Below are 15,409 nucleotides of genomic sequence, written 5' to 3' on the forward strand. Positions count from 1 at the left end.
TGGTGAGAGGCCCGATGTCTGAGTTGTCCCACGCCAAGAAGCAGGCAGACAACGTCAACACAGCCTCGTCCCACACGCTTCTGGAAGGGCGGCTCGGGTACCAACTCGAGTCCGCCCTTCTGGTGCGTGCGCTGACCCACCGTTCGTACGCGTACGAGAACGGCGGTCTGCCCACCAACGAGCGGCTGGAGTTCCTCGGGGACTCCGTGCTCGGTCTGGTGGTCACGGACACGCTGTACCGCACCCACCCCGATCTGCCCGAAGGCCAGCTGGCCAAGCTGCGGGCCGCGGTGGTCAACTCGCGTGCGCTTGCGGAAGTGGGCCGCGGCCTCGAACTCGGCTCCTTCATCCGGCTCGGCCGCGGTGAAGAGGGCACGGGGGGCCGGGACAAGGCTTCCATCCTCGCCGACACCCTGGAAGCGGTGATCGGCGCGGTCTATCTCGATCAGGGCCTCGACGCGGCGTCCGAGCTGGTCCACCGGCTCTTCGACCCGCTGATCGACAGGTCCTCGAACCTCGGCGCCGGCCTGGACTGGAAGACCAGCCTCCAGGAGCTCACCGCGAGCGAGAGCCTCGGAGTCCCCGAGTACCTCGTCACGGAGACCGGCCCGGACCACGAGAAGACCTTTACTGCTGCTGCTCGCGTCGGTGGTGTCTCGTACGGCACCGGCACCGGCCGTAGCAAGAAGGAAGCGGAGCAGCAGGCGGCCGAGTCCGCCTGGCGGGAGATCACCGCCGCCGCCGAGGCGCGGGAGGCCGCGGCCAAGGCCGCTGCCGACGGAGGGGCCGCCGACACCCCTGCCGACCCCGCGCCGTCCACGGACGTCGCTCCGGCCTGACCTGCGGAGAACCCCCCGGCGCCACCGCGCGCCGGGGGGTTCTCCCTTTTCTCTGTACGCCTTCTCGCCCCAGGAGCCTCTCCGTGCCCGAACTGCCCGAGGTCGAAGTCGTCCGCCGAGGTCTGGAGCGCTGGGTCGCCGGACGGACGGCCGGTGAGGTCGAGGTCCTGCACCCGCGGGCGGTCCGCCGCCACCTCGCGGGCGGCGTGGACTTCGCGGCCCGGCTCACGGGGGCGCGGTTCGGGACGGCGATGCGCCGGGGCAAGTACCTGTGGGTGCCGCTGGACGAGGCCGCCGACTCGCTCCTCGGCCACCTGGGCATGAGCGGTCAGCTGCTCGTCCAGCCGGAGGGGGCGCCGGACGAGAAGCATCTGCGGGTCAGGATCAGGTTCGCCGACGCGGTCGGCACCGAGCTGCGCTTCGTGGACCAGCGCACCTTCGGCGGGCTCTCGCTCCACGAGAACACCCCGGACGGGCTGCCCGACATCATCGGGCACATCGCCCGCGACCCCCTGGACCCGGCGTTCGACGACGCCGCCTTCCACACGGCGCTGCGGCTGCGCCGTACGACGGTCAAGCGCGCGCTGCTCGACCAGTCGCTGATCAGCGGGGTCGGCAACATCTACGCGGACGAGGCGCTGTGGCGCGCCCGGCTGCACTATGACCGGCCGACCGCGACGCTCACCCGCCCCAAGTCCGCCGAACTCCTCGGCCACGTCCGCGACGTGATGGACGCGGCGCTGGCCCAGGGCGGCACCAGCTTCGACAGCCTCTATGTGAACGTGAACGGCGAGTCGGGCTACTTCGACCGCTCGCTCGACGCCTACGGCCGCGAGGGCGAGCCCTGCCACCGCTGCGGTACGCCGATGGCACGGCGCCCCTGGATGAACCGGTCCAGCTACTACTGCCCCCGCTGCCAGCGCCCGCCGCGTGTGCGGCCCTAGCTCTCGCGGGCGTCGTAGCGGGCCCGGGCCGCCAGGACCTCGGGCATCCGGCCCTCCACGAAGTGGATCAGGCCGAGCAGCCGCTCCGCGACCTCCTGGCCCAGCGGGGTGAGCTCGTAGTCGACGCGGGGCGGGTTGACGGGCTGGGCCTCGCGGTGCACCAGGCCGTCCCGCTCCAGCGCGTGCAGCGTCTGGGACAGCATCTTCTCGCTCACCCCGTCGACCTTGCGGCGCAGCGCGTTGAAGCGCAGGCTCTCCTCGTACAGGGCGCCGAGCGTGAGGGCCCCCCAGCGGCCGGTCGCGTGTTCGAGCAGGCCGCGCGAGGGGCACTGCTTCGAGAACACGTCGAAGGGCAAGTCGTCCGTCGCCGACGTCTCCGGTGCGGTGAACTGGTCCATGAAACCAGCGTACGCCCGCACAGCGCTTTCCCTGAGTCAGTGTGGTCCCGGGGAGGCGAGTGGGGCGTACGAGGTGGTGCGTACGGCGGTGGCTCGGGTCAGAAGCCGAAGTCCTGGGTCCACCAGGGGCCGCCGGCCCCGTAGTGGACGCCGACGCCGAGCGTCTTGTAATCGCAATTGAGAATGTTTGCGCGGTGGCCGTCGCTGTTCATCCAGGCGTCCATCACGGCCTGCGCGTCGGCCTGTCCGCGGGCGATGTTCTCGCCGCCGAGGCCCGGGACGCCGGCCGCGTCCGCCCGGTCCCAGGGGGTCTTGCCGTCGGGGTCGGTGTGGTCGAAGAAGCCGCGGGCCGCCATGTCGTCGCTGAAGTCCTGGGCGAGCGAGGCGAGCGACGCGCTCGCGGTGACCGGGCTGCACCCGACCTTGCCGCGCTCCTCGTTGACGAGGGCCAGGATCGCTGCCTGGGCCGAGGCGGCGGTGCTCTTCGGCGCGCTGCTCTTCGACGGGGCCGGCGCGGAGGGCTTCGGGGCGGCCGGCGCCGAGCTCTTCGCGGCCTTGGTGGCCGGAGCCTTCGAGGACGGGGAGGAGGGCTTGGCCGGCTCCTTCTTCCCGGCCGACGCCTTCTTGCCGGATGCGGTCTTCGACGGCGATGCGGACGTGGAGGGCGCGGCCGTCTTCGAGGGCGAGGCGGAAGCGGAGGGCGAGTGGGCGGCCCTGGGCGAGGCCGATTCGGAGGGCTTCGACGCCGCGGAACGCGACTTCTTGGGCGCGTCGGGGCGGTCGGTGCCGCGGCTCGCCGGTGCTGAAGCGGAGGAGCGGTCGGAGGGCGACGCGGTGATGCCTCCCTGGGTGAGCAGGTCCGGGGCGGCCTGGGAGCGGATCTGGTCGGCGGCCGGACCGCCGCCCACGGTGTAGCCGTCCCCGCCGGGCAGCAGACCCGACGCCACGGCGACGGCGCCGACGGCCACGGCCGCCGAGACGCCTATGAGTCCGGTGCGCAGGGGGATGGCGGACCGCTTCCTGCGGCCCGTCCCGCGGTGCCCGGCCGAGGCCCCGTCCGCCTGTTCCTCGGCGGCGGGGGCTGCGGCGCTGCGTCGATGGCGTCCCATCTGCTGTGCCCTTCTGACGACCTGGACGCCGTTTTCGACGCCCCTGCTCACCCGAACGAGTGAAGCTTTTGCGAGGGGACTGTACGCCATGGCGTTTCGCCGGGACGTGCTCCGAAAGCAAGGGGACCGATAGCGTTCGGGCATGAACGAAGATGTGCGCCTCACTGCTTGGGTACGCGGCCGAGTACAGCAAGTAGGCTTCCGCTGGTTCACCAGGGCAAACGCTTTGGAGATCGGTGGCCTCACCGGTTTCGCCCTCAATCTGGACGACGGCCGGGTACAGGTCGTGGCGGAGGGCCGGCGTGAGAATTGCCACCGTCTTCTCGACTGGCTCCGCTCCGACGACACACCCGGCCGCGTGGACGGCGTCACTGAGATATGGGACACGCCGCGCGGTGGTTACGAGGGATTCGCGATCCGCTGAGACCGCTCCAGAAAGGCCCGCGAAAGCGGCTCGTGTTCGGCCCGTGTTCGAGGTGCGGCGGGCGGTGACGGCATTCGCCCCCGTCGCGCGTACACATGAAATGACCTGCGGAATGTCCTGATGGTTGCCAAGATTCGGCCGGCATGCCAGGCTGCCGCCCTAAGGATGATCTCCGTACCCCTGAGGGCCCCGTCGGAGAGCCGCGCCGCATGATCGTCTCGCCGCGCGCCCCGGGACGCCCGCCTCTGCGGGGTGTGATCGTGTTGACCGTCAAACTTTTTGGTGAGACTCTGAAATCCCCGCGCACCTCAGCTGTTCGGCAGAGCTGGTAGGCAGCAGGACAGCAGTGTCAGTGAGCACTGCCGAACACCGCGGGTGCGATCCCTCACGACCCACACCGCATCGGTCGGTCACTCATTGTGGAGGACCATCCATCATGGCAAAGGCGCTTCTCGGTTACGTCGGCGGTTCCGACCCGCGACTCCTCGCCGAGATGCGACGGCTCCAGCAGCGCGTCCAGGACCTCGAATCCGAGCTCGTACGGATTCAGGAGGAGAACGACGCGCTCAACGCCGCCGCTCAGCACCAGTCGCTGCTCGACAGCATCGACATCGACGTACCCCAGGCGGAGCCGGCACTGACCTGACCCGCACGGCGACCTGACCCGCACGGCACGCCCGCATTCTCCGTCAGGCCGCGGGCCCGTGTGCGGTACCGCCTGATCCGCAGAATCACAGGGACGCTTCGGCGTCCCTTTTTTCTTTTCCCCCGCCTCGCGCAGGTCCCGCCCCGGACGTACACCCCTTCCCTTACCGTCTGATGTGCCCTGCACCTTCATCAGCGAAACCGAGAGCGAAAGGTAGAGTCCGGCGGCGTGCACCTCAAGGCCCTGACCCTGCGCGGTTTCAAGTCGTTCGCCTCCGCCACGACGCTGCGGTTCGAACCCGGCATCACCTGCGTCGTCGGGCCCAACGGGTCGGGCAAATCCAATGTGGTGGACGCGCTCTCCTGGGTCATGGGAGAACAGGGCGCGAAATCCCTGCGCGGCGGCAAGATGGAAGACGTGATCTTCGCCGGGACCACCGGCCGGCCGCCGCTGGGCCGGGCCGAGGTCTCGCTGACGATCGACAATTCCGACGGCGCCCTGCCCATCGAGTACGCCGAAGTCACCATTACGCGGATCATGTTCCGCAACGGCGGCAGCGAATACCAGATCAACGGCGACACCTGCCGGCTGCTGGACATCCAGGAACTCCTCTCCGACTCCGGCATCGGCCGCGAAATGCACGTCATCGTCGGCCAGGGCCAGCTGGACTCCGTCCTGCATGCCGACCCCATGGGCCGCCGTGCCTTCATCGAGGAGGCGGCCGGCGTCCTCAAGCACCGCAAGCGCAAGGAGAAGGCGCTGCGGAAGCTGGACGCGATGGGGGCGAACCTCGCCAGGGTCCAGGACCTCACCGACGAACTGCGCAGACAGCTGAAGCCCCTCGGCCGGCAGGCGGCCGTGGCCCGCCGCGCCGCCGTCATCCAGGCCGACCTGCGCGACGCCCGGCTGCGCCTCCTCGCCGACGACCTCGTGACGCTGCGCACCGCCCTGCGCAGCGAGATCGCCGACGAGGCCGCGCTCAAACAGCGCCGGGAGGCCGCCGAGGCGGAGCTCAAGGCCGCCCTCGCCCGCGAGGCCGAACTGGAGGACCAGGTACGGCGCCTGACCCCCAGGCTCCAGCGCGCCCAGCAGACCTGGTACGAGCTGTCGCAGCTCGCCGAGCGGGTACGCGGCACGATCTCGCTGGCCGACGCCCGGGTGAAGAGCGCCACCGCGCCGCCCGAGGAGGAGCGCCGGGGCCGCGACCCCGAGGACATGGAGCGCGAGGCCGCCCGCATCCGCGAGCAGGAGGCCGAGCTGACCGCCGCCCTGGAAGCGGCGGAACACGCGCTGGACGACACCGCCTCCCACCGTGCCGAGCTGGAGCGCGAGTTGGCCGCCGAGGAGCGCCGCCTCAAGGACGCCGCCCGGGCCCTGGCCGACCGCCGCGAAGGGCTCGCCCGGCTGCACGGCCAGGTCAACGCCGCCCGCAGCCGCGCCGGTTCCGCCCAGGCGGAGATCGACCGGCTCTCCGCCTCGCGCGACGAGGCCCGGGAGCGGGCCGTCGCCGCCCAGGAGGAGTACGAGGAGCTGAAGGCCGAGGTCGACGGCCTGGACGCCGGGGACACCGAACTCGGCGAACAGCACGAGGCCGCCCGCCGCGCGCTGAAGGAGGCCGAGGCGGCGCACTCCCGGGCCCGCGAGGAGGCCACCGCCGCCGAACGGCAGCGCGCCGCCGTCGCGGCCCGGCATGACGCGCTCGCCCTCGGGCTGCGGCGCAAGGACGGCACGGGGGCATTGCTCGGGGCCCGCGACCGCCTCACCGGCCTGCTCGGGCCCGCCGCCGAACTGCTGACGGTGGCCCCGGGCCACGAGGTCGCGGTGGCGGCGGCGCTGGGCGCGGCGGCGGACGCCGTCGCGGTCACGGACCCGGCCACGGCGGCCGAGGCGATCCGGCTGCTGCGCAAGGAGGATGCGGGCCGCGCGGCCCTGCTCCTGGGCGCCCCCGGGCACGTACCCGGGCAGGCACACCCGCCGCACCCCGAAGGCGCCGCCCACGTGACGCTCCCCGGCCAGGCCACGGAGACCGTGAGGGAGGCCGGGGCACCCGAGCACGCCGCGCAGGTGCTGGCCCCCGCCACGGACCGGCAGTCCGCCGTCGCCGATCTCGTCAGCGGCCCCGTCGAACTGGTGGCCGCCGTCCGCAGGCTGGTGCGGGGCATGGTGGTCGTCGCGACCCTGGAGGACGCCGAGGACCTGGTCGCCGCGCACCCGGAGCTGACCGCGGTGACCGCCGAGGGCGACCTGCTCTCCGCCCACTTCGCGCACGGCGGTTCCGCCGGGGCCCCCAGCCTCCTCGAAGTACAGGCGTCCGTGGACGAAGCCGCGGCCGAGCTGGCCGGGCTCGCCGTGCGGTGCACCGAACTGGCCGAGGCACAGCGCCTCGCGGCCGGGCGGCGGACCGCATCGGCGGCGCTGGTCGAGGAGCTGGGGGAGCGGCGCCGGGCCGTCGAGCGGGAGCGCTCCGGGGTCGCCCAGCAGCTCGGACGGCTGGCCGGACAGGCGCGGGGCGCCGCCGGTGAGGCCGAGCGCATGGACGCCTCCGCCGCCCGGGCCCAGGAGGCGCTGGAGCGGGCCACCGAGGAGGCGGAGGAGCTGGCCGAGCGGCTGCTCGTCGCCGAGGAGGCGGCCGGGGAGGGCGCCGACGACGAACCGGACACCGGCGTGCGCGACCGGCTCGCGGCCGACGGAGCCAACGCCCGCCAGACCGAGATGGAGGCCCGTCTCCAGGTCCGTACGCACGAGGAACGCGTCAAAGCCCTCGCCGGGCGCGCCGACTCGCTGAACCGGGCCGCGCGCGCCGAGCGCGAGGCGCGGGCCCGGGCCGAGCGGCGGCGCGCCCGGCTGCGCCACGAGGCGGAGGTGGCGGCGGCCGTGGCCTCGGGGGCCCGGCAGCTGCTGGCGCACGTCGAGGTGTCCGTCGTACGGGCGGAGCGGGAACGGGCGGCGGCCGAGGCGTCCAGGGGGGAGCGGGAGCGCGAGCTGGCGGCGGAGCGGCTGCGGGGCCGGGACCTCAAGGGGGAGCTGGACAAGCTCACGGACTCGGTGCACCGGGGTGAGGTGCTGGGTGCCGAGAAGCGGCTGCGGATGGAGCAGCTGGAGACGAAGGCGCTGGAGGAGCTGGGCGTCGAGCCTGCCGGTCTGGTGGCCGAGTACGGGCCCGACCAGCCGGTGCCGCCGTCGCCGCCCGCCGAGGGCGAGGAGCTGCCGGAGGACCCGGAGCATCCCCGTAACCAGCCCCGGCCGTTCGTCAGGGCCGAGCAGGAGAAGCGGCTCCGGTCGGCCGAACGGGCGTATCAGCAACTCGGGAAGGTGAATCCGCTCGCCCTGGAGGAGTTCTCCGCGCTGGAGGAGCGGCACAAGTTCCTCTCCGAGCAGTTGGAGGACCTGAAGAAGACCCGGGCCGACCTGCTCCAGGTCGTCAAGGAGGTCGACGAGCGGGTCGAGCAGGTGTTCACCGAGGCGTACCGGGACACGGCGCGCGAGTTCGAGGGCGTCTTCTCGCGCCTCTTCCCGGGCGGTGAGGGGCGGCTGATCCTGACCGATCCCGACAACATGCTCGCCACCGGTGTGGACGTCGAGGCCCGGCCGCCGGGCAAGAAGGTCAAACGGCTCTCCCTGCTGTCCGGTGGCGAAAGGTCCCTGACGGCCGTGGCGTTGCTGGTCTCGATCTTCAAGGCGAGGCCCAGCCCGTTCTATGTGATGGACGAGGTCGAGGCGGCGCTGGACGACACCAACCTCCAGCGGCTGATCCGGATCATGGAGGAGCTCCAGGAGAGCTCGCAGCTCATCGTCATCACGCACCAGAAGCGGACGATGGAGGTCGCCGACGCCCTGTACGGCGTCTCGATGCAGGGCGACGGCGTCTCGAAGGTGATCAGTCAGCGTCTTCGCTGAGCCCTGGGGTACCCGAGTGGTGGCGGGGCCGAAGTTGTGCGCCACTTGAGATCAGCTCACCCATGTCCGATGCCGCGGCCCCGCCCCAGGGAGGCGTTACGTGACCAGTACATCGCCAGGATCCGGACCGGAGTCCGGGGCCCGCACGGCCCACCCGGACCACCTCGGCCATGTCATCTTCATCACGGCCGCGGCCGCGATGGGCGGGTTCCTGTTCGGCTACGACAGTTCCGTGATCAACGGTGCCGTCGAGGCGATCCGCCACCGTTACGACATCGGCTCCGGAACACTCGCCCAGGTCATCGCCATCGCGCTCATCGGCTGTGCGATCGGCGCCGCCACGGCCGGCCGGATCGCCGACCGCATCGGACGCATCCGCTGCATGCAGATCGCCGCCGTCCTGTTCACCATCAGCGCCGTGGGCTCCGCGCTCCCGTTCGCGCTCTGGGACCTGGCGATGTGGCGCATCATCGGCGGGTTCGCGATCGGCATGGCCTCGGTGATCGGCCCCGCCTACATCGCCGAGGTCTCGCCGCCCGCCTACCGGGGCCGCCTCGGCTCCTTCCAGCAGGCCGCGATCGTCATCGGTATCGCCATCTCCCAGCTCGTCAACTACGGCATCCTGCAGATCGCCGACGGCGATCAGCGCGGCAAGATCGGCGGGCTCGAAGCCTGGCAGTGGATGCTCGGTGTGATGGTCGTGCCCGCCATCCTCTACGGGCTGCTCTCGTTCGCGATCCCCGAGTCGCCGCGCTTCCTGCTCTCCATCGGCAAGCGGGAACGGGCCCGGAAGATCCTCGAAGAGGTCGAGGGCAAGGACGTCGACCTGGACGCGCGCGTCGAGGAGATCGAGACGGCGATGCGCCGTGAGCACAAGTCGAGTTTCAGGGACCTGCTCGGCAGCCGCTTCGGTTTCCTGCCGATCGTCTGGGTCGGCATCGGCCTGTCGGTGTTCCAGCAGCTCGTCGGCATCAACGTGGCGTTCTACTACTCGGCGACGCTGTGGCAGTCGGTCGGCATCGACCCGACGGACTCCTTCTTCTGGTCGTTCACCACGTCGATCGTCAACATCATCGGTACCGTCATCGCGATGATCCTGGTGGACCGCGTCGGCCGCCGCCCGCTCGCCCTCGTCGGCTCCTGCGGCATGGCCGTCGCCCTCGCCTTCGAGGCGTGGGCCTTCTCCGCCGACCTGGTCGACGGCAAGCTGCCGACCGCCCAGGGCGCGGTCGCCCTCGTCGCCGCCCACGTCTTCGTGCTCTTCTTCGCCCTGTCGTGGGGTGTGGTGGTCTGGGTCTTCCTCGGCGAGATGTTCCCCAACCGCATCCGCGCCGCCGCGCTCGGCGTCGCCGCCTCCGCGCAGTGGATCGCCAACTGGGCGATCACCGCCAGCTTCCCGAGCCTCGCGGACTGGAACCTGTCGGGCACGTACATCATCTACGCCTGCTTCGCGACGCTCTCGATCCCCTTCGTCATCAAGTTCGTCAAGGAGACCAAGGGCAAGGCGCTGGAGGAGATGGGCTGACACCCTGCCACCCGCTCCTCGAAGCCGTACGGCCCCGCTCGCGTCAGGTGAGCGGGGCCGTACGGGGTTCAGCCGCCGGCGTCCGGCCGGCCCGGGCGCGGCAGCACCGCGTACAGGCCGCCCGAGACGAGCGCAGTGACCGCCCAGCTCAGGCCGCTGCGGCCAGGCCAGGTACCGGCCAGCGGACCGGTGAACCACTCCACGCCGGTGAACAGCAGCCCCACCGCGAGACCCGCACCCCACGCCCCGAGGGCGGGCCACGCGACGCCTCCCGTGTACCAGTACGCACCGCCCCGGCCGGTGTCCATGAGCGCCACCGGGTCGTAGGCGCGGCCGCGCAGCATGTCCGTGGCGAAGACCCCGATCCACGCCGAGAACGTCACCGCGAGCAGCCGCAGGAACGACACGAAGGCGTCGATGAAGCTGCTCGCCACCATCATCAGGAGCGCGCCCAGGAACAGGCTGATCGCCGCGTTCACCCCGACGGCCCAGGCGCGCGGCACGATGAAGCCGAGGGTCTGCGCGGTGAACCCGGCCGAGTACATCGACAGCGCGTTGATCAGCACCATGCCCGTGACCGCGACGACCAGATACGGGACGGAGAGCCAGGTCGGCAGCAGGACGCCGATGAAGGAGACCGGATCACGGGTCAGCGCGAGCTCCGGCGTCCGCACCGCCATCACCGCCCCCATCACCACCAGCGGCACCAGCACCACCAGCGCCCCGCCCACCGTCGCCGCGACCATCGCCCGGCCCGGTGCGGCACGCGGCAGATAGCGGGTGAAGTCCGGACCGGACGGCGCCCAGCTGATCCCCCCGGCCGTCAGCGTGCCGATGCCCGCGATCACCATCGACACCGGTCCCGGCGGCTGGTCGAGGACCGCGCGCCACGGCGCCGTCACCGCCAGACGCGCCACCACCAGGACGCTGAAGGCGCCGAAGAGGTACGCCGACCAGGTGCAGCACACCCGCAGCGCCCGCAGCCCGAGCCCCGACAGCAGGAAACTGCCCGCCACGAACGCGAGCAGCGTCGCCATGATCAGCGCGGGCGTGCTCCGGACCCCGAACAGCACATCGCCCACGGTCAGCAGGGCGTATGCGCCGGTGACCGCGTTCATCGTCTCCCAGCCCCACCGCGCCACCCAGATCAGCGCCCCCGGCGCCAGATTGCCCCGTACGCCGAAGACCGCCCGCGACAGTGCCATGCCGGGGGCCCCGCCGCGCTTCCCGGCCAGCGAGACGAAGCCGACCAGGCCGAACGAGACCAGGGGGGCTACCAGGGCAGCCACCAGCACCTGCCGGATATCCAGCCCGTTCAGCACGACGAGTCCCGCGCCCACCGTGAGGAGCAGCACGGTCATGTTGGCCGTGGCCCAGGTGGGGAAGAGGGCGCGGACCCGGCCGGTGCGCTCCTCGTCGGGCACGGGGTCCAGGCCACGGGTCTCCACGGCCAGGATCGTACCTTTCCGGCATACCGGGCGTAACGACCGCGAGGCCGCACGGGCCGGCGATCCGGTGCCGCACCCGTCCCTTCCCCGATTGCCGGTCCGGGTGACTGATACTGGGTGGGTTATGGAATTCGTCATCCTTGCTGTAGTCATCGCCCTGGTCGCGGTCGGCGTGATCAGCGGGCTCGTGGTCAGCAGCCGCAAGAAGAAGCAGCTGCCCCCGGCACCGTCGAGCACGCCGACCATCACACCTCCCGCCGAGCCCCGTGTCGGCGAGGAGGCCGAAGAGCCGCGCGAGGAATCGCGCCGCACCATCGAGGACGTCGCGGCCCCGCCCGCCGAGGCCGAGCCGGAGACCGTGGAGCCGGAGGCGCCCGCCGCCCCCGCGCTCGACGTCCCCGAGCCCACCGCCGGCCGGCTCGTCCGGCTGCGCGCCCGCCTCGCCCGCTCGCAGAACACCCTCGGCAAGGGGCTCCTCGCGCTCCTGTCCCGGGACAATCTGGACGAGGACACCTGGGAGGAGATCGAGGACACCCTCCTCACCGCCGACGTCGGCGTCGCCCCCACCCAGGAACTGGTCGAGCGCCTCCGCGAGCGCGTCCGCGTGCTCGGCACCCGCACGCCCGACGAGCTGCGCGCCCTGCTCCGCGAGGAGCTGCTCGCCCAGCTCGGCACCGGCTTCGACCGCGCCGTGAAGACGGAGGGCGGCCTGGAGACCCCCGGCGTCGTGATGGTCGTCGGCGTCAACGGCACCGGCAAGACCACCACCACCGGCAAGCTGGCCCGGGTGCTCGTCGCCGACGGCCGGAGCGTCGTGCTCGGCGCGGCCGACACCTTCCGCGCCGCCGCCGCCGACCAGCTCCAGACCTGGGGCGAGCGCGTCGGCGCCCGTACCGTGCGCGGCCCCGAGGGCGGCGACCCGGCGTCCATCGCCTTCGATGCCGTCAAGGAGGGCATCGCCGAGGGCGCCGACGTGGTGCTCATCGACACCGCCGGCCGGCTGCACACCAAGACCGGGCTCATGGACGAGCTGGGCAAGGTCAAGCGGGTCGTGGAGAAGCACGGCCCGCTGGACGAGGTGCTGCTCGTCCTGGACGCCACCACCGGGCAGAACGGTCTGGTGCAGGCGCGGGTCTTCGCCGAGGTGGTCGACATCACCGGCATCGTCCTCACCAAGCTGGACGGCACCGCCAAGGGCGGCATCGTCATCGCCGTCCAGCGCGAGCTGGGCGTCCCGGTCAAGCTCGTCGGACTCGGCGAGGGCCCGGACGACCTGGCCCCGTTCGAGCCGGAGGCGTTCGTGGACGCGCTGATCGGGGACTGACCCCCACCGGACAGTCCGGAGCCCGGCCGTTTCGTGCGGCCGGGCTTCTTGCTGCGCGGTGGTACGCGGCTCAGCCGCCGCAGGGCGCCGCCCACCGGTGACAGAGGTACGCCAGTGTGCCCAGCAGCAGCCGGGCCTCCGGCGGCGTCGCGCTGTCGGGCCCCGGCGCCCGCAGCCAGCGGACCGGGCCGAGCCCGCCCCGGTCCGAGGGCGGCGCCGTGATGTGGCCGCCCCGGCCGAGCGCCCGCAGATCGAGCCCCGCGTCGTCCCAGCCCATCCGGTACAGCAGCCGGGGCAGCTCGTCGGCGGCCCCCGGCGCGACGAAGAACTGGGCCCGGCCCTGCGGGGTCACCGAGACCGGGCCCAGCGGCAGGCCCATCCGCTCCATCCGCACCAGGGCCCGGCGCCCGGCCCCCTCCGCCACGTCGAGCACGTCGAAGCTCCGGCCCACGGGGAGCATCATCGCGGCGCCCGGCACCTCGGCCCAGGCGCGCGCCGCCGCGTCGAGCGTCGCCCCGGCGGGCACCTCACGGGCGAACTCCAGCGGGTGCGCTCCCGGGGCGGCGCAGCCGGGGTCCCCGCAGGAGCAGACGCCGCCCGCCGCCCGGGCCCCGGGCACCACGGCCCAGCCCCACAGCCCGGTGTACTCCGCCACCTCCGTACCGCCGGCGGCGGCACGGGCGCGACGCCGTGCGCCGGTGCGCATCTCGCGGATTCCGATCGTGAAGCCCATGCCCCCTCCAACGGGTCCGGTTCGCCGGTGGTTACGAAGAGGAGCGTGCAACCGCCCGCGCGCCCCCCGGGCGCTTCCTCGCGCCCGTGCGAATCGTCCTGTCAAGTGAATCGCGACCCACCGGGGTGGCGTTCAATCGAAGGGGTGGCGAATGGTGGCGATTGTGCAAAGGGCCTCGCGGGGCCCGTGATCGTAGGATTACCGTCGGTACACGAACCATGGAAGTATGTGCGCCCGTGGGTATGCCGCAGGCAACCCGGTTTTCTGTTCGATCGGGCCCAACGCCCGTACGAGCAGCATGAGTTCGAGGCATTCTGATAATGCTTCGCGCGACACGTATTCGGCGGGATGGGGGCTTATCCGTGAGTGGCAGCGGCGCAGGCGAGACGAATGCCGGCAAGCGCCCGAACGGGCAGTTGGGGTCATGGTTCGTGCGCAGCGGCTGGTCGAAGGGCGAGCTGGCGCGGCAGGTGAACCGCCGCGCCCGCCAGATGGGCGCCCACCACATCAGCACCGACACCTCCCGGGTGCGGCGCTGGCTCGACGGCGAGCAGCCGCGCGAGCCGATCCCGCGCATCCTGTCCGAGCTGTTCTCGGAGCGCTTCGGCAGCGTCGTCGCCGTCGAGGACCTGGGGCTGCGCACCCCGCACCAGGCACCCTCCGTGGCCGGTGTGGACCTGCCGTGGGCGGGCCCGCAGACCGTCGCCCTGCTCAGCGAGTTCTCGCGGAGCGACCTGATGCTCGCCCGCCGGGGCTTCCTCGGCAGCTCCCTCGCCCTCGCCGCCGGCCCCGCGCTCATCGAGCCCATGCAGCGCTGGCTGGTGCCGGTCGCGGCCGCCCCCGCCGCCGAACCGGACCCCGCAGCCGCCCGCCGCCCCTCCCGGCTCTCCGGCCCCGAGCTGGACCTGCTGGAGTCGACCACCGCGATGTTCCGCCAGTGGGACGCGCAGTGCGGCGGCGGACTGCGCCGCAAGGCCGTTGTCGGCCAGCTCCACGAGGTCACCGACCTGCTCCAGGAGCCCCAGCCCGCCGCCACCTCCAAGCGCCTGTTCCGCTGTGCCGCCGAACTGGCCGAGCTGGCGGGCTGGATGAGCTACGACGTCGGCCTCCAGCCCACTGCCCAGAAGTACTTCGTGCTCGCCCTGCACGCCGCGAAGGAGGCCGGCGACAAGCCGCTCGGCTCGTACGTCCTGTCCAGCATGAGCCGGCAGATGATCCACCTCGGCCGCCCCGACGACGCCCTGGAGCTGATCCACCTCGCCCAGTACGGCAGCCGCGACTGCGCGACCCCGCGCACGCAGGCCATGCTGTACGCGATGGAGGCCCGCGCCTACGCCAACATGGGCCAGCCCAGCAAGTGCAAGCGGGCGGTCCGCATGGCCGAGGACACCTTCCTGGACGCCGGGGTCGACGGCGAGCCCGAGCCCGACTGGATCCGCTTCTTCTCCGAGGCCGAGCTCAACGGCGAGAACTCGCACTCGTACCGGGACCTCGCCTACGTGGCCGGCCGCAGCCCCACGTACGCCTCGCTCGCCGAGCCCGTCATGCAGAAGGCGGTCCAGCTCTTCGGCGAGGACGACGAGCACCAGCGCTCCTACGCGCTCAATCTGATCGGCCTCGCCACCGTCCACCTCCTCAAGGGCGAGCCAGAGGCGTCCACCGTGCCGGCCGAGCGGGCGCTGCGCGTCGCGAAGAAGGTGCGGTCCGAGCGGGTCAACACCCGGCTCCGCAAGACCGTGGACACCGCCGCCAGGGACTTCGGGGACGTGCCGGAGGTCGCCCGGCTCACCGATCTCCTCATCGAACAGCTGCCCGAGACCGTGGAAACCGTCTAGCGACGGCCACCGGGCCCTCAGACCCCGGCCACGACGATCACCCAGCACAGACCGACTTCGGCTCCCCCCATTGCCAGGTCAACGGGTGATCGCCGTGGCCGGTTCGTGTGGTCGTTCCCCTGCCGGAGCGTCGTAACCGCACCGTATGCGGCCCGGGCCGCAGAGTGGGCGCGAGCGCGGGTACGGCACACGCGGTTCATGGGGACGTAACACGTCGCTTCCCTTCGTCACTGCCGCGAAACATCGCGGCGCACCGGCCGAAACGGCGCTGGGCGAACCTCGTGGCT

At 72.1% G+C, this 15,409-nt stretch carries 12 protein-coding genes; 8 read left to right on the forward strand and 4 right to left on the reverse strand.

Annotated elements, in window-relative coordinates; genetic code table 11:
• The first annotated feature begins 14 nt into the window (after nucleotides 1-14).
• Together rnc and mutM are read left to right on the forward strand one after the other, a co-directional pair.
• Nucleotides 15-839, forward strand: a complete 825-nt coding sequence (rnc, locus tag ABZ565_RS21410) for a ribonuclease III (protein WP_026171428.1) — start codon at nucleotides 15-17, stop codon at nucleotides 837-839.
• Between the two features lie 83 nt (nucleotides 840-922).
• Entirely contained in the window at nucleotides 923-1,783 is an 861-nt protein-coding gene (gene mutM, locus ABZ565_RS21415) for a bifunctional DNA-formamidopyrimidine glycosylase/DNA-(apurinic or apyrimidinic site) lyase (RefSeq protein ID WP_361029027.1), read from the forward strand.
• On the opposite strand, the gene ABZ565_RS21420 is transcribed toward mutM, so the two are convergent.
• Together ABZ565_RS21420 and ABZ565_RS21425 are read right to left on the reverse strand one after the other, a co-directional pair.
• The gene (locus ABZ565_RS21420; RefSeq protein WP_361029030.1) at nucleotides 1,780-2,181 is read right to left on the reverse strand and encodes a helix-turn-helix domain-containing protein; all 402 of its coding nucleotides are present in this window, start codon (nucleotides 2,179-2,181) and stop codon (nucleotides 1,780-1,782) included. The two genes, mutM and ABZ565_RS21420, sit on opposite strands and share 4 nt — an antisense overlap.
• 98 nt (nucleotides 2,182-2,279) lie before the next feature.
• Nucleotides 2,280-3,290, reverse strand: coding sequence for a CAP domain-containing protein (locus tag ABZ565_RS21425; protein ID WP_361029033.1), 1,011 nt, complete (start codon nucleotides 3,288-3,290; stop codon nucleotides 2,280-2,282).
• 142 nt (nucleotides 3,291-3,432) lie between these two features.
• Between ABZ565_RS21425 and ABZ565_RS21430 the strand changes: the two genes are divergently transcribed.
• From ABZ565_RS21430 to ABZ565_RS21445, 4 genes are all read left to right on the forward strand, one after another.
• The gene (locus ABZ565_RS21430; protein ID WP_026242487.1) at nucleotides 3,433-3,714 is read left to right on the forward strand and encodes an acylphosphatase; all 282 of its coding nucleotides are present in this window, start codon (nucleotides 3,433-3,435) and stop codon (nucleotides 3,712-3,714) included.
• A gap of 436 nt (nucleotides 3,715-4,150) precedes the next feature.
• Nucleotides 4,151-4,360, forward strand: coding sequence for a hypothetical protein (locus ABZ565_RS21435; protein ID WP_018102403.1), 210 nt, complete (start codon nucleotides 4,151-4,153; stop codon nucleotides 4,358-4,360).
• Nucleotides 4,361-4,588: 228 nt separating this feature from the next.
• Nucleotides 4,589-8,257, forward strand: a complete 3,669-nt coding sequence (locus ABZ565_RS21440; RefSeq protein WP_361029038.1) for an AAA family ATPase — start codon at nucleotides 4,589-4,591, stop codon at nucleotides 8,255-8,257.
• Between the two features lie 100 nt (nucleotides 8,258-8,357).
• Nucleotides 8,358-9,782 (forward strand): sugar porter family MFS transporter, encoded by a 1,425-nt coding sequence (locus ABZ565_RS21445; protein ID WP_361029041.1) that lies wholly within the window; start codon nucleotides 8,358-8,360, stop codon nucleotides 9,780-9,782.
• Between the two features lie 68 nt (nucleotides 9,783-9,850).
• Here ABZ565_RS21445 and ABZ565_RS21450 read toward each other — a convergent pair whose 3' ends face one another.
• Complete coding sequence (locus ABZ565_RS21450; RefSeq protein WP_361029044.1) at nucleotides 9,851-11,230, reverse strand: cytosine permease; 1,380 nt, start codon at nucleotides 11,228-11,230, stop codon at nucleotides 9,851-9,853.
• A gap of 124 nt (nucleotides 11,231-11,354) precedes the next feature.
• Here ABZ565_RS21450 and ftsY point away from each other — a divergent pair, with 124 nt between their 5' ends.
• The gene (gene ftsY / locus ABZ565_RS21455; RefSeq protein ID WP_361029047.1) at nucleotides 11,355-12,554 is read left to right on the forward strand and encodes a signal recognition particle-docking protein FtsY; all 1,200 of its coding nucleotides are present in this window, start codon (nucleotides 11,355-11,357) and stop codon (nucleotides 12,552-12,554) included.
• A 70-nt stretch (nucleotides 12,555-12,624) separates the two neighbouring features.
• Here the strand turns inward: ftsY and ABZ565_RS21460 are convergent, their stop codons facing one another.
• Nucleotides 12,625-13,287: a bifunctional DNA primase/polymerase gene (locus ABZ565_RS21460; RefSeq protein ID WP_361029050.1), complete on the reverse strand. Its 663-nt coding sequence runs from the start codon at nucleotides 13,285-13,287 to the stop codon at nucleotides 12,625-12,627.
• 362 nt (nucleotides 13,288-13,649) lie between these two features.
• Here ABZ565_RS21460 and ABZ565_RS21465 point away from each other — a divergent pair, with 362 nt between their 5' ends.
• Entirely contained in the window at nucleotides 13,650-15,122 is a 1,473-nt protein-coding gene (locus tag ABZ565_RS21465) for a hypothetical protein (protein WP_361029053.1), read from the forward strand.
• Nucleotides 15,123-15,409: the final 287 nt, after the last annotated feature.

This window comes from Streptomyces sp. NPDC016469, from assembly GCF_040632905.1.
GTDB lineage: Bacteria > Actinomycetota > Actinomycetes > Streptomycetales > Streptomycetaceae > Streptomyces.